The sequence below is a fragment of the Empedobacter falsenii genome, from assembly GCF_013488205.1.
GTDB classification, from domain to species: Bacteria; Bacteroidota; Bacteroidia; order Flavobacteriales; family Weeksellaceae; genus Empedobacter; species Empedobacter falsenii_C.
On sequence record NZ_CP040908.1, the window covers coordinates 933,095 to 957,384 of the forward strand.

The window sequence follows — 24,290 nt, forward strand, 5'->3', positions numbered from 1 at the left end:
GAATCGTTATCAATCATTCTATATTTGCAAAAATATTTATGATGAAAGATCAATTTTTTCAATATATACAAGACTTACAAAATAAAATTATTGCCAAACTTGAAGAAGTTGATGGTAAAGCCAAATTTCTACGAGATAATTGGGAACGCGAAGAAGGCGGCGGAGGTCTTTCTTGTGTTTTAACAGACGGAGCTGTTTTTGAGAAAGCTGGCGTTAATATCTCGAAAGTTTATGGAGAATTACCAGAAACAATGCAAAAAGCGTTGAATGTTTCATCGGGTAAATTTTTTGCTTGCGGATTGAGTTTGGTTATTCATCCAACAAGTCCACATATTCCGACGACTCATGCGAATTGGAGGTATTTCGAAATGTATGACAAAGAAGGAAATATTGTCGATCAATGGTTTGGAGGAGGTCAAGATTTGACGCCATATTATTTGGATGAAAAAGATGTGATGCATTGGCATACGATCTGTAAAAAAAGTTGTGATGCGCATGATGCGGCTTTTTATTTGAAGTATAAAGAAGAATGTGATAAATATTTTTGGAATACGCATCGAGAAGAAGCGCGTGGAATAGGAGGTTTGTTCTTTGATTACTTGAAACCAACTTCAGAAAAAACAGTTGAACAATGGTATGATTTCGTAACAGAAGTAGGAAACTCATTTTTGGAGGCGTATATTCCGATTGTTGAAAAACATAAAAATGATGAATTTTCTGCTGAACAAAAGGAATGGCAAGAAATTAGACGAGGTCGTTATGTGGAATTTAATTTAATTCATGATAGAGGAACTTTGTTTGGTTTGAAAACTAATGGTCGAATTGAATCTATTTTGATGAGTTTGCCAAAACATGTGCAATGGCATTATAATCATCAGCCAGAAGAAGGTTCGGAAGAATATAAATTAGTCGATGTTTTGAAACATCCAAAAGATTGGATTTAATCTATAATATATAAAATGCCTGAACAATTGTTCAGGCATTTTTTTAATCTTCTCTCGATCCGTCATCGGCCATTCTGACCATTTTAGGTGTAAAAGTAGCCACAACATCTACTAAATCTTGTTGCGCAGCCATTACTTCGTGAATATCTTTATATGCCATTGGCGCTTCATCCTTTCCACCACCAATTAATGTAATTCCAAAATAATTCAAATAATCGTTTATCTTATTTTGAGATAATGATTTAATCGCTTGTGTTCGGCTCATTTGTCGACCAGCTCCATGCGAAGCAGAATGAATCGAATTTTCTTCACCTTTTCCTCGAACCAAAAATCCTGGCGCAGTCATAGAACCTGGAATAATTCCCATTATATCTTTAGAAGCTGGCGTTGCACCTTTTCGATGAACAATGACTTCTTCGCCATTGTAAATTTCTTTCCAAGCAAAATTATGATGATTTTCTACTTTCGCTAAAACTTCAGCACCAATTGATTTTGCAATTTTTTGATGAATAATTTCGTGACAAGCTGAAGCATATTCACCCGCCAAATTCATCGCAATCCAATATTCTTGACCTTCGGCTGAATCTAAATCTAAATAAGCCAAATTCTGTGCTTTGTACGGAAGTTTACAAATTTCTTTTGCAATTTTTGTATAATGTCCAGCGATTGTAGCGCCAAAACCTCTCGATCCAGAGTGCGTTAGCAAAGCCAAATATGAACCTTTTTTGATGTTCAGTTTTTCATCATCTTCCTTGAAATCAATCAAACCAAATTCTACAAAATGATTTCCTCCACCAGAAGAACCCAATTGCGACCACGCTTTATCTTTTAAATTTTGAATAAATGAATTCGTCTCGAATTTTGCATCATCTAAAATCTGATGTTCAGCTTTGTATTGACCATGAAAACCATGTCCTGCACCAAATTTTGTATTTTTGATCAAAGTTTCTTTTAATGAATCGTGATGTTCAAAATAATGAGAAGCAGGTAAATCATAAATCGATAAAGCCATTCTACATCCAATATCAACGCCGACACCATAAGGAATAATCGCATTTTTGGTTGCTAAAACTCCGCCAATTGGTAATCCATAACCTTGATGCGCATCAGGCATAATTGCGCCAGCAACGGTAACAGGAAGTTTCATGGCGACTTTCATTTGTTCTAAAGCGCCGTCCTCAATTTTTTCCGCACCATAAATTTTGAAATCGGTTGGATTTTCATTCAATTCAATCAAGTTTTCATCTTGATTTGGTAAATGAATTCCATCGATAAAGCCTTTTGCAAGCGTTTTGAAAATTTTATCTTCTAAAAAATCTTGTGGCGAAGAAAAAACTTGCGCATATTTATCAAGCATTTCGGCTTTTGTGTAACCATTTCTTTTTTTGTTGATTTTTAAGGCAATTCCTAAAATTTCGTTTTCAGGATAACCCAAGGCAATCAAATCGTTTCCATTGATCGGTTTATTTTGTTGTTCAGTTGTTTTCATATAATTTGGTTCTAAGGTTGATTAAAAATTCTTCCATTTTCGAAGAGTTTATTTCGGTTGGAAGAAAATTTAGTTTAGATTTTTCTTCAATTTCTCGTTGTAAATTTTCAGCTTTTTCGATTACTTCTTCATAAGAAAAATCTCCGTTTTTTATCGCTAATAATTCGTCACGATCTTCTGTTCGTTTTACATTTAGGTTTCCTGTTTCCACTAATTCTTTCGCAACTTTTAACAAACGAATCGTGTGCATCATATTTTTACTATCGTAATTTTTTTCATGCGCAATGTTTGTTGTGTAACGATCTTCATTTCGCAATTTCATCCAATCCCAATATTCTTTGTATTGCTTGCAATAAGTGGAATATTCATCTTTTTGGAAAATGAAATAGGCAATTGGTTTTTCATTTTTAGGAATTTCACTCAAACGAATATCATCATTATTTTTATCTTTTACGATTCCTTTATAATTCGATTTTTCGTTGTAATAAAGCGCAAATAAATCTTTCGAATGATTGATTTTACTTAGTCCGCAAAACGCTTGTTTGTAAGAATTTGAATTCATCCAATCAACAAAAGAAATGGTTTTGTTATCATCAATAATATAACAAAAATCAAGAACGGTTTTTCTGATTTCATCTATTGGATTTAGAAATTTCTTGTTCAATCCTTTTGCTTTTTTGATTTGACTCAAGGCGTATCCAACAAATGTTTTCTCAACTTCTGATGTGATAAACTCTTTATAATTTAATTCATCTAACAAAGGCGATTTATACAGAACAAATTCTTCTGGAGTTGCTAGGATTTCTAAACAACTCGGATTATTTTTCAATAATAATTCAATGAATCGACCAATTTCATAATATACAATATCATTGGTTTCGTTGCTCACTTGCGTTTGATATTCGAAACCATAAAATTCATTTTTAGGTAAATAAAAAATGCCACGAATATCAGTGTCTGAATTTTTAGTTGCCAAATTATAGGCTTTGCTTCCGCTTATACATTCAAATAGAATTAAATTTTGACTTTTTAGATCTTCTATTGTTAGTTTCATTTTGTTACGGTTTTAATGAAAAATACATTGATTTTGTTTTTATCAAATTCAATTTTTGGTAATTTTTCGGTTTCGATTTTTAATTCATTTTTCAAATTAATTAACCAATCGAAAAGTTCATCATTTTTCGAAATTCTAAAACTTTCATCAACATTTGCTTTGATTTCAAGATATTTATCCACTCGGTTTTCGATTGTTTTATCTCCGATTAAATGTTTTAATTTTTCAAATTCCATCGGAGGAATTGTTTTATTTTCTACAATCCATTTCGCTGAAAGAACCGAACGTAAAGTATAAAACAAACTTTTGAGTTTAATTTCGTTTTGATGTTCCATTTCAATCAATCGCTTTGTTGTAATTCCCAAATAATGCATGGTAACTTTTTGAGAATTGAATTGTGAAGCAGCTAAATTGAACAATTCTTTTTCGAAAATTTCATCAGAAATATAATGAATCGGAGATTGTAAATATTCGTTAATACTCGAATTTGATTTCAACATTAAGCGCAAAACTTTTTGAATATCCCAACCTTTAAAATCCAGTTCATCTATAATTTCTAAATCAATAAAATCATCAATTGGGTCAATTTTTAGATAATCTTCAATTTTTCGTTTGTAAATAAATCGAACATCGTAATCGCTGTCAGTAGAAGGGAAGCCCCAAGCGCGGCTCCCAGATTCTATAGCAAAAAGAATTTTGACGTTATATTTATCTTCTATTTCTTTTAATTTATTTATAATGATTGGTTTCATTTCGTAAACATTGTTTTTAGTTCATTTAACACATTCGATCCGCCAGAAATTGAGATTTCTCCCACTTTATCAGCAATTTTTTCGATGTATTCCATTTCTTTCAATTTCCATAACGTTTCGTTTTCTTCCATCAATTTCGCAGTGTTCAACAAGCTTCTTGTCGAAGCAGTTTCCTCACGACGCGTAATCGAATTGGCTTGAGCCGTTTTTTCGGCAATCAAAACGCGGTTCATAATTTCTCTTATTTCTCCTGGAAGAATAATGTCTTTCATACCTGCGTCAATCAATTTTAGACCAATTTCTTGGAATTGAGCTTGATATTTTTGAATGATATAATTCGTTACCGAATTTTTATCCGACATCAAATCATCAAAATTCATGTTTCCAATAAATTCTCTCAAACCTAATTGAATCGCTTGATAAATCATTTTTTCGAAATCTTTGTTCGATTGATAAGCGTTTAACAAATCAGTAATTTGATAATTTACCATAAAATTGATTCGCAATTGCGCTTTATCTTTTGTCAAAATTTCTTGTCCCGAAATTTCAATTGTTTGCGGACGCATATCAAAAGAAACCATCGAAATTTTTGTTTCGTTGTTGTAAAATTGGTATTCACCAGCTTTTAAAACCGAATCAAATTCATTGTCTTTGAATAAAATTCCTTCGAAATATGGCGCAACAGAAATGATACGAATAGCTCCAGCTTTTCTCAAAATATCAATTTCTCTTTTTGTTAAATTTTTAATTTCTTCAGTAGAATTCAACTCAAATTTTACAGCTTTTAATTGAGTTGAATTTTTCCAAATCATCACGTTTTTATTGTAAAATGAATTATAGATTTGATTGTTTTTACATATAATTAACACTTCATTGTGTAATACTTCGATAAAATCTACCATCGATTTCAAAGTTTCATTTTCTAAAAACATTGTGTGGTATTTTTCATCAATTATTTCGTTGATGTTTAATTTTTCGATGTTTTTATTGAATAAAATCCAATAGTTTCCTTTTGTGTAAACTTTTTCGATTTCGTTGTTTTTGATATAGATTCCAATTTCTTGGTTGTTAATTGCTAATTTTTTCATTTTATTATTTTTTTATAGGTTTTTACTATTTTATATTTCTCCTTTGTCGAAGAATCTTTTTCTTAAAATTTTAATTAAAAAAGCTAAATCATTTTCCTTTTTCAAAACGGAATTTGAAGTTTGAGCAGCTTATTTTGATTTCTTGTTTTAATCATTTCTTTCAAATCATTTTGACTTGATATTTTAGTTTAAACTTTAAATCAATCATCAACTAAAGTTTCAAATTCAGGTTTTAAACAAGTTTTTGATCTTATTTCCAATTCATTTCTATGAAATAAACTCTCTATTCGAAAAGAAAACTTTTTAGCTTTTTTGTTTCCAATGGTACCCTTTCGGGCGATAAAAACAGATTAAAAGTCTGATTTTAATGATTACTCTACCAACTGAGTTATTTCAGTTTCCTGAAAGTAGGAATCGAACCTACGACCCATCATTAATGATTGCTATACCGCTCAGCTATTTCAACCTCAGTTGAAAATGGGATTCGAACCCATGTGCATCATTGGGATTTTAATTATTCAGAATAGAAGTGATGAAACATTTTCTACTACAATGCTATACTGAAACATTTGTCAAGGAACAATTAAAATCGTTTGGTTGTTAAACCTTTGACAAAGTTGGAGTAGAAGTGTGCGAATGAATTGCGCAATAAAATATTTTTTCAAAATAATTTATAAACTATTATGAATAGAGGGTTTTGTATTGAAAATATTTTGAATAAAAGTTGAAATAAAAATTTCTACGCAAATAGATTGCGTACTTTGATTTGAAATTTGTAGTATTGAACAAAGAAATCAACCATGGCAACCAATAAAATTGCATTAATACGTTATCAAACGATCGATAAATGTCTTCAAAATCATTTTAGAAAATGGACATTAGAAGATTTGATAGAAAAAGTTTCGGAAGCATTGTATGAATATGAAGGAATAACTTCTGGTGTTTCGAAACGTACAATTCAGGGCGATATACAAGTGATGCGCAGTGATAAATTGGGTTATAATGCGCCAATTGTTGTTCGAGAAAAAAAGTTTTATGAATACGAAGATCGTGATTATTCGATTCATAATTCGCCTGTTTCGTCTGCTGATTTAGACAAAATGAAAGAAGTGATTTCGGTGATGAAACAATTGAATGGTTTTAATTATTTTGATGATATGAACGAGATTATTACGCGTCTCGAAAATAATTTATCCAAACAAACTCATCAACAACCAAATTATATTCAGTTTGAGGAAAATCCTTTATTAAAAGGTTTGGAGCATTTGAATCGGTTGTATCAAGCAATTGTGAAGAAGCAACCTTTGTTGATTTCGTATCAATCATTCAAGGCAAAAAATCAAGAGCCAAAACAACAAGTTTATTATCCGTATTTGTTGAAAGAATATCGTAATCGTTGGTTTTTATTGGCAAAATCGAGAAAAGATAAAAATTTGTATACGTTGGCTTTGGACAGAATAGTTGAATTTTATGAGTTGGCAAATGAACCTTTTGTGGATGAGCAAGAGATTAATTTTGATACGTATTACAACAATGCGATTGGTGTAACGAAAAGTGTGAAAGAAAGAGAGCAACGTGTTGTTTTTCGTGTGAATAAAAAATTGGCGCCTTATGTGGTGACAAAACCAATTCATGCGACGCAAAAAGTATTGGAAGTGACGGATGAAGGAACTTTATTTTCGATAGAAGTTGTACATAATTTTGAGTTGGAACGAGAGCTTTTAGGATTTGGAGAAGAAATAGAAGTTCTTGCGCCGAGATTAGTGAAAAAAAGAATTAAAACACGATTAGAAAAAGCATTAGAAAAATATAAAAAATAGAATTTCTTTCATACATTTAATTCATTAAAAACTACCTTAAATGATATGGAATAAAAAATTGATGACACTTTTGAGTGTTTTTTTATTAAGCTTTTCTACAAGTTTGTTTGCGCAGAAAACGAGTAATTCTGTGAAGAAATACATCTATTTAACTTTTGATGATGGACCTTTGAATGGAAGTGAAAATATTGATGAGGTTTTCAAAAATGAGAAGTTAAAAGTGACTGTTTTTCTTGTAGGAGAACATGTGGAGAAAAATAAAACAATGACGGATTATTTTAAATATTACGAAGATAACCCGTATATCGAAGAATGTAATCACAGTTGGACACATGCGAATGATCAGTACAAAAAGTTTTATAGTAACGAGCAAACGTCGGTTGCGGATATTTTGAAAAATCAATCGACCTTAAAATTACAAGATAAAATTGTTCGTTTACCCGGAAGAAACATGTGGAGATTGGATGGGAAATCGAAGAATGATGGAGCTTCAGGAGTGCAAACGGCTGATGGTTTAGCAAAGTTGGGTTATAAGGTTATTGGCTGGGATTTGGAATGGGCTCATCATGCAAAAGATGGAACGCCGGTGCAATCTGTTCAAGCGATTTATAAACAAATTGTTAATCAATTAGAATCGAATAAAACCTTTACAAAGAATAATATAGTTGTGTTGATTCATGATGAAATGTTTCAGAATAAATGGGAAGAGTCCGAATTGAAACAATTGGTTGATCTTCTTAGAAAACATTATAATTATATTTTTGAGCAAATAAAATTTTATCCTCAATAAACCTTTATAAAATACAAAAGCTGTCCAAATTGGACAGCTTTTTATATGTAATAATTTGTGTAAATTAGTCTCCCATCATTCCTCCAACTAAAGAATTGACAACCGCTAAAACAATACCAAATAATAATGCGTACCAGAATCCGTCAACATGGAAACTATCTCCCATAATTGCGCTTGCTAATAAGATAATAATTGCTGTAATCACAAAAGAAAATAATCCTAATGTTAAGATTGTTACAGGTAAACTAATAAAGTTTAAAACTGGTTTTACAATAGCGTTTAAAAGTCCAATAACAATTGCAACGATAATTGCAGAACCATACCCTTTTACAGATACTCCAGGTAAAATGTTAGCAAGTCCGAAAACAACTAATGCTGATACCAGAAGATTAATAATAAAGCCCATAATTTGTATTTTTTAGATTAATATTTCCAATTAAAATCAAAAGCTTTGCCAAATTGTTAAAAATTTTAATAAAAATAAAAAAAGCTCAGAAATTTCTGAGCTTTGATCTTATTGTATTGAGAAAATATTCTTTTTATAATTGTTCAAAAAGATATTTCATGTTCACTTCTTTGTCGATAATTTGAGCTAACTCATCAATATTAACACGTTTTTGTTCCATTGTATCACGGTAACGTAAAGTAACAGAATTGTCGTTTAACGAATCATGGTCAACAGTGATACAGAAAGGAGTTCCAATCGCATCCATACGACGATAGCGTTTCCCGATTGTATCTTTTTCTTCGTACATTACGTTGTAATCTAAACGTAATTTTTTCAAAATTTCTTTCGCTAATTCAGGTAAACCATCTTTTTTAACTAATGGTAAAACAGCCGCTTTAATTGGCGCTAATGCAGCTGGTAAAGACAATACTACACGTTCTGATCCATCTTCTAAAACTTCTTCTTTCAATGAATTTGAGAAAACTGCTAAGAACATACGATCCAAACCTACAGAAGTTTCTACCACGTAAGGTGTGTACGATTCGTTTGTTTCGTTATCGAAATATTGAATTTTTTTACCTGAATGTTGTTCGTGAGCTTTCAAATCGAAATCTGTACGAGAGTGAATTCCTTCTAATTCTTTGAATCCGAATGGGAATTTAAACTCAATATCAGCAGCAGCATTTGCATAGTGCGCTAACTTTTCGTGGTCGTGGAAACGGTAATTATCATTTCCTAAACCTAATGTTTGGTGCCAACGTAAACGTGTTTCTTTCCATTTTTCGTACCAATCTAACTCAGTTCCTGGTTTTACGAAAAATTGCATTTCCATTTGTTCAAACTCACGTTGACGGAAAATAAATTGACGTGCAACAATCTCATTACGGAAAGCTTTACCAATCTGAGCAATTCCGAAAGGTAATTTCATACGTCCAGATTTTTGTACGTTCAAGTAATTTAAGAAAATACCTTGAGCCGTTTCTGGGCGCAAATATAAATCCATTGCCTGATCAGCTGTTGCACCTAATTTTGTTCCGAACATCAAGTTGAATTGACGAACTTCTGTCCAGTTTTTAGAACCAGTTACAGGATCAGCAATTTCTAATTCTTCAATCAAAGCTTTTACATCATCTAAATCTTCGTTTTCCAAAGATTTTCCCATGCGCGCTAAAATTGTATTGATTTGATTTTGATATTCTACAACACGAGGATTTGTCGCAACAAATTGATCTTTATCAAAAGCATCTCCGAAACGTTTTGCAGCTTTTGCAACTTCTTTCTCGATTTTACCTTCAATTTTTGCACAATGATCTTCAATTAAAACATCGGCACGGTAACGTTTTTTAGAATCTTTGTTATCAATCAAAGGATCATTAAACGCATCAACATGGCCCGAAGCTTTCCAAGTAGTAGGGTGCATAAAAATAGCAGAATCAATGCCGACAATGTTTTCGTGCATTTGTACCATTGCTTTCCACCAATATTGTTTGATGTTATTTTTTAGCTCAGCTCCGTTTTGACCATAATCGTAAACGGCTGATAATCCATCATAAATCTCACTCGATTGAAAAATGAAACCATATTCTTTCGCATGAGAAACTACTTTCTTGAAAATATCTTCTGACATAATTAATTGTGTGTTCTTATTTAAAGTGCAATTTTAGTGATTTTTGATGACTATTGAGGTATATTTTGATAAAATCATAAAGCTTTAATCACTTGATAAAAAAATAAATTCAAATTGTTAGGCTAGTAAGAAAAATAATTATTCAACTAATTTATTAAAATCTTCTTGGTTTCCATTGAAAACATTCAAATCAACATAAGTATTTATCCCTTTTATGTGCGCTCTATTTGCAAATTGCCAAAAATCCCAATGTCTATTATCCTTAATAGTTGGTTTTTTATATATATCCCTAAACCATATCATATTTTCCTCAAATTGACCTATTAAATAATCATTATAAAATTCTTCAGTTACATAAAGAATAGGCTTTTTGTTGTAATGTGAATGAATAATATTTTCAAATATCTTGATTTCAGAAATCAATTCATTTTTCGATTTTACAAGTTTACAATTTCCACCATATTCCAAATCAATTACAGGGGGCAAATTATTTTGTTCAATAGGAACTGTTTCTATAAAATTATTAGCCTGCTCTTCACCTGTTTTGCAAAAAGTAAAAAAATGATATGCGCCAACAAAAAAACGATTTTTTTTAGCGTTTTTCCAATTATAATCGAAACGTTTATCTTTAAAATCTCCTCCTTCTGTAGCTTTTATATATACAAAATGAATTTTAGTTTTGTCTATTTTTTCCCATTCAATTAAATTTTGATGATTAGAAACATCAATTCCTTGTATAGGATATTTTTTAGATGATGGATAATTAAATCTCAAAATTCCTATATAAAATAAAATACCAATTAATAAGATTAATGTAAATGGTAAAAGTTTGATATATTTTTTTCTACTTGAATGCATGCCATTATAATAAAATATTTTATCTAAATTAATCATTTATATTTCAATCAAAAAAACATACTTTTAAATCATAAAAAAAAATGATAATCTTATGAAAAAGTTTATTCTTCCTGTTATATTATTAAGTTTTGTTACAAGTTGTAATTCTAATAATTCATCTAGTTCATCAACGGAAAATAAAGTTGAAAATGAAGTGAAAGATTCAGTTAAACCATCAGATGTTAATTATAATGTTGCGCTTGATTTTATGAATAATTATGTCGATTATATTATGGATACAATTGGTAAAATAAATCAAGATGAGTATAATAAACAAAACGAATTATTGACGCAAAGTTTTAAAGATCGATACAAATTTGTGCAAGATTCTGCTTATAAAGTTGAGCCAGAAGTTGGTTTGGATTTTGATCCGATTGTCGATGGGCAAGATTTTCCGGATAAAGGATTTAAAATAAAATCGATTGATAAGGCAACAGGTTTAGTGACTTTGCAAGGAATAGATTGGCAAGATTTTGAAGTCATTTTGAAAGTTGTTAACGAGAATAATAAATCGCTAGTAAATGGTTCTGGGATTATTAATATTCCGACGGACAAACAGGCAAAAAGATAAAGTGATGAAAACTGAAAATTCTATAATAAACTTGGAAAATGATATAAATTTTCAGTTTGTTTTGATTTGAATTTTTTGTTTATTTTTGTCCAACATGAAAATGCAACATTACATAAAGTATGTTTTGTCGGTGGTTTTGATTTTCTCAAATCTTAACTACGCATTTTCTATGCATTTTTGTCAAGGAGAAATGGAGCAAGTGAAGTTGAATCATTTGGATAATAATTCGTGCGAAATGGAAGTTTCTACTTCGTGCTGCCCTCCAAAAACAGAAAAAAAACATTGCGAATTACCAGAAAACAATAAATCTAAAAAAGACGATTGTTGCAAAGATATTTCATATTCGGATAAGTTTGTGGAAAAGCAAATTGTCAAAATTCAGAAACTTGTTCCAATTAGTTTTATAGCTTCTGAAATTCTTCAAATTAGAATTCCGATTCAAGATGAAGAGGTAAGTAATCAATCAAATTTTCTTGACTTTTATGTTGCGTCAAATGCGCCGCCAAATTATATACTCAATTCTCAATTAACATTTTACGAAGGATAATAACCGTTGTTTTTGATTAAATCAATCAGAAAACAATAAGCTATTATCTAAATATTAAAGTATTTGTTAAAAATTTAATCAACAAGTACACAATAATAAATAGGCATTGAGCCTTAAATCGTAAAAATGAAAAAAATATTCACTTCAGTATTTATACTAAGTGCTGCGTTATCTTACGCGCAATCTACATTAAAGGGAAAAATTACAGATCAAAATAAACAACCAATCGTTGGAGCAGAAGTGTTTTGGCAATCGTCAGATATTTCAGTTATTACAGATGAAAAAGGAAATTTTGAGATCGAAAATTATCAACCAACTTCAATTTTAGGTGTTTTTTATGACAATGAGACGACAACTTTTAAGGAATTAAAAGACGAATTTCAGAATATCACTATCAATGTAAAAGATCATTTTGGGGATACTTCGTTGAATGAAGTTGTGGTTCGTGATACAAGTAGTTCGCTTAAAAAATCGAAGTTTGCAACCAATATGACGACAATGACTGGAAAAGAATTGTTGAAAGCAGCATGTTGTAATTTAGCTGAATCTTTCGAGACAAATCCTTCTATTGATGTCAATTTTTCGGATGCTGTGACAGGAAATAAGCAAATTAAAATGTTAGGTTTAACCTCTCCTTATATTTTGATTGCAGAAGAAAATATACCAAATGTTCGTGGAGCTTCTCAAGCTTTTGGGCTTAGTTTTACGCCAGGAACTTGGGTAGAAAGTATTCAGGTGACGAAAGGTGCTGGAACGGTGATTAATGGTTACGAAAGTATTTCTGGGCAGATTAATACAGAATTAATAAAACCTTCAAATGATATTCCGTTGTTTGTGAATCTTTATGGTTCGACAGATTCTCGTTTTGAAGGAAATGTGCATTTGAACAAAAAATTGAATGATAAATGGAGTACTTCTTTGTTTATGCATGGAAATGCACGTGTTTCGAAAAATGACATGAACGATGATGGATTTTTAGATAATCCGCTTGGACATCAAGTTAATGTGATGAATCGTTGGCAATATCAAAACTTAGAAAAAGGTTGGGTTGGATTTTTATCAGCACGTTATTTGAATGATACAAAACAAGCAGGACAAGTTGATTTTGATAAAGATCGCGATAAATTAACAACAAATTATTGGGGATCAGAAATCAATACAAATCGTGTGGATGTTTCGTCAAAAATTGGGTATGTTTTTCCAGAAATGCCTTATCAAAGTATGGGATTACAAACGGCGTTTAGCTATCATAAACAAGATTCTTACTTTGGATTGAATCAATATGATATCGAACAACAAAGTTTTTATGCCAATTATATTTTTAGTTCGATTATTAGCAATACAAAAAATAAATTCTCTACAGGAGCTAGTTTTACATACGATAAATTCAAGGAATTTGTAGCGCTTCCAACGGATGCGAATTATGATCGAATTGATAATTCTGCAGGAGCATTTTTCGAATATACGTTTGATAATATGAAGAATTTCAATATGATTGCTGGGCTTCGTGGAGATTATCATAATCGAATGGGCTTTTTCTTGACACCGCGTTTGCATACGCGTTATATGCCAGTAAAAGGAACAACAATAAAAGCGTCGGTTGGTCGCGGAAAACGAATCAATAATATATTTGCAGAAAATCAGAATTTATTTGCATCTTCAAGACAATTTAATATTCTGGGCGATGGAAATGGAAAAATATATGGTTTAGATCCAGAAATTGCATGGAATTATGGATTTAGCGTAACACAAGAATTTAAATTATTTGGTAAAAATGCAGATGTTACAGCAGATTTTTATCGAACAGATTTTCAAAATCAAATCGTAACTGATATCGATTATTTGGCTCGTCAAGTAAGATTTTATAATTTAGAAGGAGATTCGTATGCAAATTCGTTCCAATTTGATTTTAATTATAATCCATTCACAAATTTCAAAATTAGAGCATCTTATAAATATTACGATATCGCAACAGATTATGAAAAAGGAAAATTAGAACGTCCGTTGCAAGCGAAACATCGTTTCTTTACAAATTTAGAATACGAAACACGCGAAAGAAATGGTAAAAATTGGCGTTTTGATGCAACGTATAATTGGATTGGAAAACAGCGTTTACCAAATACATCAGATAATTTACCAGAAAATCAGTTGAATGAATATTCGAATCCATTTGGGACAATTAATTTCCAGATTACACGTGTTTTTTCAAAACGTTTTGAAGTATATATTGGAGGAGAAAATGTAACGAATTATCAACAACATCGCGTAATTTTAGGAGCAGATAATCCTTTTGGTTCAAATTTCGATAGTTCGATTGTTTATGCGCCAATTTTTGGACAAATGTATTACGCTGGATTAAGATTTAGTTTAAAATAAAAATCATAAAAAATATAAAATAATGAAAAAATTATTAGCCTTTGCTTTGGTTGCGACTTTAGGAATTAGCGCACAAGCACAAAATAAAAATGCAAAACACGATTTACACGTTAAAGGAAATTGTAGGCAATGCAAAGATCGTATAGAAAAAGCAGCTTATGGTGTAAAAGGTGTAAAATCTGCTGAATGGGATAGTAATACGCAAAATTTACATATTATATTGAATGAGAAAAAGAGTAAAGTGGATGATGTAGAAAACGCTGTAGTAGCGGTTGGTCACGATACTGATAATAAACGTGCAGAAGAAAAAGTGTACGGAAATTTACCTTCTTGTTGTTCATATGATCGTGAAGGTTCAGCTGGGGAAGCTAACACGCATAGTCATTAAAAGATTTTAAAATACAAAAAAGGGATTTCAATTAGAAATCCCTTTTTTGTTTATAAGATGTTAATAGTTTAAAAATGAAAATTTTATTTTTAACTTTTAGTTAACATTAACATTCTATCTTTGTTGTCTTTCCTTTTTTGGAAAGGAGCAAATAAATTAATTGAAGTGAAAATAGGTCAAATTGTAGAGATTCCAAAAAATTCTTCTATTTATAATAAAGAAAAACCATCTTTTCGATCAAAAGAAGAAGAACTTTCGTGGAAGGTAAGCCAAAGAAGTTATTCTTTGTTTGATGGTTTTATTGTAGGAGAACATACTGGAATAGATAAATTTGAAATAGGACAACGAAAAGGTTTAAATGTTAGCGGAAAAGAATTTCCGGTTTATGTGATTGGAATTGATAAACGCGAGAACAGAATTTTTGTAGGACAAGGAAAAAATCATCCAGGTCTTTTTACAGATGTATTCTCTTTTGAAGAACAAAATATAAGTTGGTTAGAAAAACCATTTTTAATAGATGAGATAGAAGTGAATGTTACTTCTATACATTTGAAAGAAGAAATAAATGCGAGATTTTATCAATTTGGAAAAATCTATTTTTTGGAGTTTGAAAAACAAATTCCTTTGATAATGAAAAATTACACATTAAGGCTTTCTTATGAAAACAAGGAAGTTATACTATTAAATAAATAATTGTTATAAAAATGAAATTGAAATTTACTTTTTTATCATTTGCTTTAGCATTATTCGCACAAGCTCAAAAAGCACCTGCGTATTACTCGAGCATTAATTTTAGCAAGACGAAGAATGAGTTGAAAAATGATTTTGCTAAATTAATTACAGATACACATAAACAAAATGTATCTTATTCAGAAGGTTTGAAAAATCTATTTCAAACAAGTGATGCCGATCCTCAAAATCCATCTAACTTATTGTTGATTTATGGATCTCAAAGTTCAGGTACACATCAAAGAAGTCGTGCTTTTTCAGGATCTTGGAATAGAGAGCATGTTTATGCAAAATCTAAAGGAACGCCAAATTTAGGAACTTCTGGACCTGGATCAGACGGACATCATTTACGTCCTGCTGATGTTACATTGAATAGTACTCGTGGAAGTTTGCTTTTTGATGATGGAGTAGGAGTAATGGCAATGAAAACGAGCCGTGGTGGTTGGTATCCAGGTGATGAATGGAAAGGAGATGTTGCGAGAATTTTAATGTATATGTATGTACGTTATGACAAACGAACTTTACCTCTTAATATTACTTTTGGACCAAGTACGTATTCGTCAGATTTCCCTGATATTCTTTTGAAGTGGAATGTAGAAGATCCTGTTTCACAATTTGAAATTCAAAGAAATAACGTTGTAGCGAATGTTCAAGGAAATAGAAATCCGTTTATTGATAATCCATATTTAGCAACTGTTATTTGGGGAGGTCCTAAAGCGCAAAACAATTGGCCAGAATCTTTTGGTGAAGGCGGAGGTTCTGAAGAGGATACTGAAAAACCTACTGCACCAACAAATTTAGCTTCAACAACGATTACATCTTCAAGTGTGTCGTTAACTTGGACGGCTTCTACAGATAATGTAGGTGTTAATAGATATGATATTTATGTAGATAACACTTATAATACAACTGTTTATAGTAATAACGGAACAGTTTCTGGATTAAATCCTTCAACAACTTATTCTTTTTATGTTGTTGCAAAAGATGCAGCTGGAAATAAATCGGATAATAGTACAGCAATTCAAGTAACAACAAAAGAATCTAATACAGGAGGAGGTTCAGGAGAAGGAACAAGCTGTGGAACAGAGGATTTTGAAAATATTCCATCTACAGGAAGTACGCCTCCAGCATCATCTTATACAGATAGAACTTGGTCGAATAGAGGAATTGTGTGGACTGCAACAAATGCAAGAACAGACAAGCAAATTTATATCGATGGAGATAGTAATAAAGCAATTTGTATTAGAAAAGGAAATTTAAAATCATCTACAATTTCTGGAGGAATAGGATCTTTATCAGTAAAAACATATCTTCCTTTTGCAGATTCTGATGGATTTTATACATTAAAAATTAATGGAGAAGTAAAAGGACAAATACCTTATTCTAAAACAGCTAAAACAACAAAAATTGATAATATTAATGTTGAAGGAGATGTTGTAATTGAGTTGATTGATGAAACTTCAAATAATCGTGTTTCTTTCGATAATTTATCATGGACTTGTTACGAAAAATTAGCAACAGATGAGGTTAAAAAACAAAATAATAAATTAGTTATTTATCCTAATCCAGTTAAAAATCATGAATTTGTTGTCAATGGAATTGAAAATAAAGAAACAATTCAAATTTTTACTATCAATGGACAATTGGTTCAAACGATTCAAAATGTAACAAATAATTCTAAAGTTAGATTAAATAAACTACCTAAAGGAGTTTATATCGTTAAAACGAAAAATCAATCTAATAAAATTATTGTTGATTAATAAGTATCAAAATTCTAGTCTTGAAAAATAGACATATATTTGCCATGATTAGAAATATACAAATTAAACAGTAGTAGCTAACAAGTTGCTACTGTTTTTTAGGTTTAATAATTGCCATCAGATTATTACGATAACATTTGTTGAGAAAGATTAATTATAAAAGCGATTAAAAAAGCTAAATCAACTCATTAATAATTAGAGTAAACACTCAGTAACGGACATTTATATATTGAACTGAATTAATAAATAGTTAATTTTTTAAATAAAAGATAATTGTAGAGGAAAAATACAATTGAAATATTAACCACTAATTATATATCACTAACCAATCTATACTATCTAATTGCTCTTCCGTGAATTTTAACATTTTAATATTATCAATTTGTTTTTTCATTATAGAATCTGTATTGTTCCAAAATTCTTCTCTTTTATTACAGGGAAGAAAATAAATATACAGAATTCCATTATATTTTTCATTATTAATTTTACTTCGGATAGAAGTCTTAACAATAGGAGATTTTATTTGTTCTGTAGCTAGTTTATCACTAGCTGGACCTAAATAATACATACTATCTTTTATATTAAAGATTACAGTCTCATAACATAAAGAAGAACTCGAATTGTTAAGAATCTTTAACTCATCATTTTTATAATGACATGAAGTTAAAACGATTATTGATAAATAAATTATTTTTTTCATATAAGTATATGTTTGTCATATTCGATGGTGTTTAATTCTACAATCAAAGATATCATATTTTTCAATTAAGTTGATACTATGCTTCGGCCAGTATAAAATCGGATTAGCTTATACAAATCATAATAAAAAATCCATCTCATTTGAGATGGATTTTTTTTGATATATATTTTTCAATTACTGAAACATATCTTTTACACGTTCAAAGAATGATTTTTCATTTTTCGAAGGTTCTGGTGAGAAATGATCATCGTCTCTCATTTTTTCAAAATACGCTTCTTGGTCTTTCGATAAATGAGTTGGTGTCCAAATGTTAACATGCACAAATAAATCACCTTTTCCGTAACCATTCAAATCTGGTAAACCTTGGCCTTTTAAACGTAATACTTTTCCTGATTGAGTTCCTTTGTCAACTTTAATTTTTACTTTTCCATTAACAGTCGGAATTTCTTTTGAAGCACCTAAAACAGCATCCGGAATAGAAACATACAAATCAAAATGTAAGTTGTTTCCATCACGTTTTAATGTGTCGTGTTCTTCTTCTTCAATCAAAACAAGTAAATCACCAGGAATACCATCAAAAGGCGCATCGTTACCTTTTCCGCGAACTTGCAATTGAATTCCTTCTCTTGCTCCAGCTGGAATTTTAAGGTCGATTGTTTCCTCAACTTTGATTAATCCTTGATTATTTGCTCCTGAAGGAATTTTATCTGCAACTTTTCCTACTCCTTGACATGTTCCACAAGTTGTAGCCGTTTGCATTTGTCCTAAAAATGTGTTGGTAACACGAACTTGTTGTCCAGAACCGCCACAAGATGGACATGTTTTAGATGTAACGCCATCTGCTTGTTTGAAACGTTTAACTTTTACTTTCTTTTCGCAACCGTTCACCATTTCTTCTAAGTTCAATTTTACGCGAATACGCAAATCAGAACCTTTCATTCGACGTGGACCACGAGATTGACCTCCAAATCCACCACCGAATCCTCCGCCTCCAAAGATATCGCCGAAATGAGAGAAAATATCCTCCATATTCATTCCGCCGCCACCGCCGAATCCTCCGCCAGCAGCTCCGCCCATTCCTGCATGTCCGAATTGGTCGTAACGTGCACGTTTGTTGTCGTCGCTTAAAACTTCGTAAGCTTCTGCAGCTTCTTTAAATTTATCTTCTGCCTCTTTGTCACCAGGATTTTTGTCAGGGTGATATTTGATGGCAAGTTTACGATAAGCTTTCTTGATATGCTCTGATGTTGCAGATTTTTCGACCTGCAATATTTCGTAATAATCTCTTTTTGATGACATTTTCTTAATCTAAATTATAATCCAACAACAACTTTCGCGTAGCGAACTACTACATCATTTAATAAATATCCTGTTTCTACCACGTCTACAATTTTACCTTTCAAATCCTCTGTTGGAGCAGGAATTTGAGTAATTGCTTCGTGTAAATCTGTGTTGAAATCGTCTCCAGGTTTTACTTCCATTTCTTTCAAACCTTTTGCACGTAACGTTTCTACTAATTTATTATTGATCAATTCAACTCCTTGAAGTAAGTTGTCGTCTCCAGATTTTTCAATTTGATTGATTGCGCGTCCAAAATCATCTAAAACAGGCAATAATGAAGTAATCACCTCTTTGTTTGCTGTCTTGAAAATATCCATGCGTTCGCGCGAAGTACGTTTTTTGAAGTTATCAAACTCTGCAAATAAACGTAAATATTGGTCTTTTTCTTTTGCTAATTGTTCCTTAACAATTTCTAATTCTGACTTTCCAGCAGTTTCTTCTTGTGGTTGTTCTACAGTGTTATCACTTTCTTGAACGTTTTCTTGAAGATTCTCGTTCTCTAATTCTTCGTGTATATTTTGGTCAGACATATTCTTATTAGTTTTTTTGTTTCTGATTGAATCAAATAGTTTGCCAATGCCCATTATGTGTCGTTTTGTCAGATTTTAAATAAAAAAGAAGCACTTCTGTCGCGAGAAGTGCTTCGGTAAATGTATAAAGTTTTTTTGATTTGAGGTTCGATAGATTATATTAATAGTTTAACAACTATCTTTTTTATGTTTCTAAGTGTCATTCTGAACTTGTTTCAGAAACACATCTTGTTAGCTTTACTGAGGATGCGAAGTTGAAATGAATTCAACTTGACATAGGGTTTTAAAAATTATATTAAAACTTAAAATTAATTTTTCCATTCAAGAAACGTCCTGTCAAATAATTTGGCATCGTATAAACTGCACTCGAATTTACATCACGAATCCATGAATTACTGATTTCATTTTTGATATCAAACACATTGAATACATCTACACCAATCGAAATTTCTTTGAAATTACTCCAAAATGTTCCTTTTGATGGTTTCAATTCTTTTTGATTAATCAATTCTTTCACAAAACCAATATCTACACGTTTGTAATCTGTCAGCGTTGTTTGATAATTATATGGATCTGCAAATTGTGGTGCTCCGTTTGGTAAACCAGAAGCATAAATTAAATTCACATTCACCTTGAAGGAAGGTAAAAACTCCATATAATCTTGGAAAAATGCCGATAATTTGAAACGTGGATCTGTCGGTAATGGAATATTTCCTTTATCATCAATATTTTGATAAGCACGCGCATATGAAGCCGAGAACCAAGAATCAATACCAGGAACAAACTGCCCAAATAAACGCATGTCAAGTCCATATGCGTAACCTTTCGAGTTGTTATCTGCTGTATAACGAATTCTCACATTGTCCACATAATACGGATTCAAATCATTTAAGATTTTGTAATAAACCTCAGTTGTTAATTTGAACGGACGATCCATCCATTTAAATTCGTAATCGTTTCCAAAAATAAAGTGTATAGATTGTTGCGATTTTACTTTATCATTTAACGAACCATCTAAACGACGAATCTCGCGATAGAAAGGAGGTTGATAATAAACACCTGTCGAAAAACGGAACAACATATCGCTTTCCCAATCTGGTTTGATCGCGATTTGAGCACGAGGCGAAACGGTTGTTTCTTCATTAAAATCCCAATAAGCCGCACGTACACCAGCATTGAACATCACTTTCGCATCATTCCACATAAATTTGCTCGTGTATTGCGCATAACCAGAAATACGATTAGTTTTTAAATTATTTTTAGAATTCACATAATAACTTAAATTCAGACCATTATTAGGATTTGGATTCACAACATATCCTGTCGAATCAATCGCTTGCCATTCACCCAATAAATCACGAATATCTTCTTGTTGAAATTTTGCACCCCACTCAATATCATTGTTTCCGTTGATTTTGTATTTTCCTTTGTGTTGAATTCCGGCAACTAATGCATCAAAATTATTTCGTGCATGATCGATTTGCGAACCAACATCATTCGTAGAAGTTGCAAAGCCTTTTTCGTCTACTTCGGAAATGAAATAAGAACCTTGAATATCAAAATATTCGCGCTCTTTCGAATGATAAGCAAAAACATCTAACCCTAAATCTACTTTAGAATTTGGTTGATACGTAAACGATAAACTTCCTGTTTCTGTCGCAAATTTATCATCTTCTTTTCCGTCATAAAAAACAGTTAGCAACAAGGGAGTATCCATTGTATTGATATAAGTTTCACGTTTTATAGGGAACATTTCGTAGCGCGAACGCGACATTGTTCCCAAAAATGCAACATTCCATTTATCATTTAATTTATAATTGATATTGGCTTGCACATCGTAATATTCAGGATTGAAATTGGTATCACCTTTTAAGGTATTTAATACTAAATTTCTGTTTTGATAACGCGCTCCAACAATTGCCGAAAGTTTTTTGTCTTTAGAACCTCCGCCTAATGTCAAGCTTCCGCCCATTAAACTAGCTTCTAATTGACCTTCAAATTTTGTTGGACGTTTGTAGGTAACATCTAAAACAGAAGACATTTTGTCGCCATATTTGGCTTCCCAACCACCAGCAGAAAAGTTGATAAATTGCGTCATCGCAGGATTTACAAAGCCTAAACCTTCTTGTTCACCAGAACGAATCAATTGAGGTTTGTAAACTTCGATTCCGTTAACGTAAATTAAATTTTCGTCATAATTTCCTCCGCGAACCATGTATTGCGAACTCAATTCTGTATTCGAATTTACGAAAGGTAATGTTTTTAATAAATCGGCAACTCCGCCAGTTAAACTTGGTCCTTGTTGCATTTGCGCAGCACTCAAAACGGTACTTTGCAAAGGTTTATTTTTATTGGATTGAAAAGAAATTGTTGCTTCACCTAATTCTATCGCATTGGTTTGATCAGGAACTAATTGAACAAAAATTTCTTTTTTGTTTTTATCTTTTAGCGTAAACGTTTGTGCAAACGAATGATAACCATTATTGTTAAAAGTTACGGTAACGGAAGAATTTGATGGAATATCAATTTTGAAATTACCATTTTGATCTGTAAAATAAGATTGATCGTTGACAATAATCTCAGCTTCACTAATTGGAATTCTATTTTCGTCGACAACTTTACCATTAATTTGCGCTGTTTGAGCAAATAAAATTCCACCCAAAAGAGATAAACTTATGGTACTAAGAAATCTTTTTGAATGTTGTAGAGTACGTTGCTGTGTTGTTTTTTTCATCTTTCACGTTTAATTCTAATTGATGGTCACCAACCGAAATCTGTTCTTTGTTCAAATTAATTGATAATCGTTTAATTTTTTGATCATATTCGGCTAAAACCCACTTACCATCGATATAAGCTTTATAGTCTTTTATCCCAGATTGTGCATCATCAATTGTAAATTTGATAATAGCATTAGCTTGAGTAAATTGACTATCTGATTTGATATTTAACGGAGTAATTGTCGGTTTAGTATTGTCAATTAAAATAGAAAAAACGCCAAAATCTTTTGGATTCGCAACAAGCTTCCCATTTTTGAGGTCTGTTGTTAAATAATCTTTTTTCCAAGCGCCTCTTTTTTGATATTCTCGCACAATAACAGCTTTGTCCAATTGTGCAGTAGGAATATCAGCAGTTGGCTCTATCGCTAACGTGTAAGTTTGATGAACTGGCATATAATAATCGCCAACCCAATGTTTACCATTCGAGAATTTATAAGCTAAATCAAAATCTTCATAGAAGATATTTTTAGGGAAAAATATTTCGATTCCATCAGATTTGAAATGATTTTCTTTGTTCCACAACATTGGATTTGTTTCAGGAAGTTTCGCAGAATCTACAAATGCTTTTCCATTAACAGTAAACGATTGCGAAGATAAATTGCCAGCATAATCAGAAACATCAATTTTTACTTTGTACGATTTTCCGTCTTCAAGCTCTAAAATTCCATTGTTTTTTAGGTTAGAATACATTCTGACAGGATTTCCATCTTTTACAAAACCTTGATACACCCAACTATTATTTTTCTGAATATCGGCATAATCGCAAACTGTATTTATAGCTCGCGCTTCATCAAACGAAAAACGATTAGAAGTAAACGTATAAATCGGGTCATCATTTACATAAATATTTATTTGATGAATACCATTGTTGTTTTCAACTCCATTCAGTTTGTCATATGCTTTTACACCAAAACCTATTGCGCCAGAAGCAGAAATTGTTCCGCCATTTGCTACAACAATTCTATTTGTTTTTTGATTCACATCACCATAAATTGGATAAGCGTACAAACCTAAAATAGATGGTTTTCGTGTGTCAGGTAAATCAAAACCAAAATAAAAAGGATTAATTGGTTCTTCCGTTTTGGTATCACGAATTTCGAAATGTAAATGTGGACCTCCAGAACCTCCAGAATTCCCTGAAAGCGCAATCAAATCACCTATTTTAACAGGAAGTTCGTTTGGTTTTGGATGTAATTCGATCTTAAACGTTTCATTCGCATATTGTTGTTTACGGACATATTCCTGCAATTCTGGCGTAAATTCTCTCAAATGCGCATAAACAGAAGTATATCCATTTGGATGATCGATATAAAGTGCATTTCCGTAACCAGTTGGCGAAATATTAATACGAGATATATAACCATCTCCAACCGCTTTTACTTTCAGACCTTCGCGTTGTTGAGTTTTGATATCAAGCCCAGCGTGGAAATGATTGGCACGTAATTCTCCAAAATTTCCAGCCAAATAATTGGTAATTTCTAAAGGATTTTGGAAGATATTTTTTGGATATGTTTCAGATTTTGGTTGTTCAGTTCGTTGTCCAAAAACAACAGAACTTAGTAATAAGTTTAGTAAAATTGGCTTAATCACTTTCATTTTTTCTTTTCAATAATTAACAAATCAGTTAAAAGTAAACTAATTCTTTTACAAACATCTTTAATC

The 24,290-nt window shown here is 31.5% G+C and carries 21 protein-coding genes; 9 read left to right on the forward strand and 12 right to left on the reverse strand.

Annotated features, from left to right (window positions below; translation table 11 throughout):
* The first annotated feature begins 41 nt into the window (after nucleotides 1-41).
* Complete coding sequence (gene hemF / locus FH779_RS04405; protein WP_180906200.1) at nucleotides 42-944, forward strand: oxygen-dependent coproporphyrinogen oxidase; 903 nt, start codon at nucleotides 42-44, stop codon at nucleotides 942-944.
* A gap of 43 nt (nucleotides 945-987) precedes the next feature.
* On the opposite strand, the gene FH779_RS04410 is transcribed toward hemF, so the two are convergent.
* Genes FH779_RS04410 through FH779_RS04425 form a run of 4 tightly spaced genes read right to left on the reverse strand, consistent with a single transcriptional unit; the run spans nucleotide 988 to nucleotide 5,327 of the window.
* A complete protein-coding gene (locus FH779_RS04410) occupies nucleotides 988-2,433 on the reverse strand; it encodes an RtcB family protein (RefSeq protein WP_180906201.1) in 1,446 nt (481 codons plus the stop codon).
* Entirely contained in the window at nucleotides 2,420-3,487 is a 1,068-nt protein-coding gene (locus FH779_RS04415) for a DNA polymerase beta superfamily protein (RefSeq protein ID WP_180906202.1), read from the reverse strand. Before FH779_RS04415 ends, FH779_RS04410 begins: the two co-directional genes overlap by 14 nt.
* Nucleotides 3,484-4,239, reverse strand: a complete 756-nt coding sequence (locus FH779_RS04420; RefSeq protein ID WP_180906203.1) for a nucleotidyltransferase domain-containing protein — start codon at nucleotides 4,237-4,239, stop codon at nucleotides 3,484-3,486. Before FH779_RS04420 ends, FH779_RS04415 begins: the two co-directional genes overlap by 4 nt.
* A complete protein-coding gene (locus FH779_RS04425) occupies nucleotides 4,236-5,327 on the reverse strand; it encodes a slipin family protein (RefSeq protein WP_180906204.1) in 1,092 nt (363 codons plus the stop codon). The genes FH779_RS04420 and FH779_RS04425 overlap by 4 nt, the downstream gene beginning before the upstream one ends.
* Nucleotides 5,328-6,127: 800 nt before the next feature.
* On the opposite strand from FH779_RS04425, the gene FH779_RS04430 reads away from it, so the two are divergent.
* The gene (locus FH779_RS04430; RefSeq protein WP_180906205.1) at nucleotides 6,128-7,147 is read left to right on the forward strand and encodes a helix-turn-helix transcriptional regulator; all 1,020 of its coding nucleotides are present in this window, start codon (nucleotides 6,128-6,130) and stop codon (nucleotides 7,145-7,147) included.
* A 40-nt stretch (nucleotides 7,148-7,187) separates the two neighbouring features.
* Entirely contained in the window at nucleotides 7,188-7,937 is a 750-nt protein-coding gene (locus tag FH779_RS04435) for a polysaccharide deacetylase family protein (RefSeq protein ID WP_180906206.1), read from the forward strand.
* A gap of 64 nt (nucleotides 7,938-8,001) precedes the next feature.
* Here the strand turns inward: FH779_RS04435 and FH779_RS04440 are convergent, their stop codons facing one another.
* The 3 genes from FH779_RS04440 to FH779_RS04450 form a co-directional block, all read right to left on the reverse strand.
* Nucleotides 8,002-8,343: a phage holin family protein gene (locus FH779_RS04440; RefSeq protein WP_180906207.1), complete on the reverse strand. Its 342-nt coding sequence runs from the start codon at nucleotides 8,341-8,343 to the stop codon at nucleotides 8,002-8,004.
* Between the two features lie 133 nt (nucleotides 8,344-8,476).
* Nucleotides 8,477-10,012 carry a glycine--tRNA ligase gene (locus FH779_RS04445; RefSeq protein ID WP_135836741.1) on the reverse strand — a complete coding sequence of 512 codons (1,536 nt, stop codon included), beginning with the start codon at nucleotides 10,010-10,012 and terminating at the stop codon, nucleotides 8,477-8,479.
* 138 nt (nucleotides 10,013-10,150) lie between these two features.
* A complete protein-coding gene (locus FH779_RS04450) occupies nucleotides 10,151-10,870 on the reverse strand; it encodes a glycoside hydrolase family 25 protein (protein ID WP_180906208.1) in 720 nt (239 codons plus the stop codon).
* 91 nt (nucleotides 10,871-10,961) lie between these two features.
* Between FH779_RS04450 and FH779_RS04455 the strand changes: the two genes are divergently transcribed.
* The 6 genes from FH779_RS04455 to FH779_RS04480 all read left to right on the forward strand — a co-directional run bounded on the left by FH779_RS04455 (nucleotide 10,962) and on the right by FH779_RS04480 (nucleotide 17,280).
* Entirely contained in the window at nucleotides 10,962-11,480 is a 519-nt protein-coding gene (locus FH779_RS04455; protein WP_180906209.1) for a hypothetical protein, read from the forward strand.
* Between the two features lie 100 nt (nucleotides 11,481-11,580).
* A complete protein-coding gene (locus FH779_RS04460; RefSeq protein WP_180906210.1) occupies nucleotides 11,581-12,027 on the forward strand; it encodes an HYC_CC_PP family protein in 447 nt (148 codons plus the stop codon).
* Between the two features lie 126 nt (nucleotides 12,028-12,153).
* Nucleotides 12,154-14,403 (forward strand): TonB-dependent receptor, encoded by a 2,250-nt coding sequence (locus tag FH779_RS04465; RefSeq protein ID WP_180906211.1) that lies wholly within the window; start codon nucleotides 12,154-12,156, stop codon nucleotides 14,401-14,403.
* A gap of 22 nt (nucleotides 14,404-14,425) precedes the next feature.
* Nucleotides 14,426-14,791 carry a heavy-metal-associated domain-containing protein gene (locus FH779_RS04470; RefSeq protein WP_115001258.1) on the forward strand — a complete coding sequence of 122 codons (366 nt, stop codon included), beginning with the start codon at nucleotides 14,426-14,428 and terminating at the stop codon, nucleotides 14,789-14,791.
* Nucleotides 14,792-14,956: 165 nt separating this feature from the next.
* Nucleotides 14,957-15,484, forward strand: coding sequence for a tRNA methyl transferase PRC-barrel domain-containing protein (locus FH779_RS04475; protein ID WP_180906212.1), 528 nt, complete (start codon nucleotides 14,957-14,959; stop codon nucleotides 15,482-15,484).
* 11 nt (nucleotides 15,485-15,495) lie between these two features.
* On the forward strand, nucleotides 15,496-17,280 hold the full coding sequence (locus FH779_RS04480) for an endonuclease (protein WP_180906213.1): 1,785 nt from the start codon (nucleotides 15,496-15,498) through the stop codon (nucleotides 17,278-17,280).
* Nucleotides 17,281-17,587: 307 nt separating this feature from the next.
* Here the strand turns inward: FH779_RS04480 and FH779_RS04485 are convergent, their stop codons facing one another.
* The 5 genes from FH779_RS04485 to FH779_RS04505 all read right to left on the reverse strand — a co-directional run bounded on the left by FH779_RS04485 (nucleotide 17,588) and on the right by FH779_RS04505 (nucleotide 24,224).
* Nucleotides 17,588-17,980: a hypothetical protein gene (locus FH779_RS04485; RefSeq protein WP_180906214.1), complete on the reverse strand. Its 393-nt coding sequence runs from the start codon at nucleotides 17,978-17,980 to the stop codon at nucleotides 17,588-17,590.
* A 174-nt stretch (nucleotides 17,981-18,154) separates the two neighbouring features.
* Nucleotides 18,155-19,279, reverse strand: coding sequence for a molecular chaperone DnaJ (dnaJ, locus tag FH779_RS04490; RefSeq protein ID WP_180906215.1), 1,125 nt, complete (start codon nucleotides 19,277-19,279; stop codon nucleotides 18,155-18,157).
* Between the two features lie 14 nt (nucleotides 19,280-19,293).
* The gene (locus FH779_RS04495) at nucleotides 19,294-19,851 is read right to left on the reverse strand and encodes a nucleotide exchange factor GrpE (RefSeq protein ID WP_038335626.1); all 558 of its coding nucleotides are present in this window, start codon (nucleotides 19,849-19,851) and stop codon (nucleotides 19,294-19,296) included.
* Between the two features lie 295 nt (nucleotides 19,852-20,146).
* Complete coding sequence (locus FH779_RS04500; protein ID WP_180906216.1) at nucleotides 20,147-22,585, reverse strand: TonB-dependent receptor; 2,439 nt, start codon at nucleotides 22,583-22,585, stop codon at nucleotides 20,147-20,149.
* Nucleotides 22,533-24,224, reverse strand: coding sequence for a M23 family metallopeptidase (locus FH779_RS04505; protein WP_180906217.1), 1,692 nt, complete (start codon nucleotides 24,222-24,224; stop codon nucleotides 22,533-22,535). Before FH779_RS04505 ends, FH779_RS04500 begins: the two co-directional genes overlap by 53 nt.
* Nucleotides 24,225-24,290 lie beyond the last annotated feature (66 nt).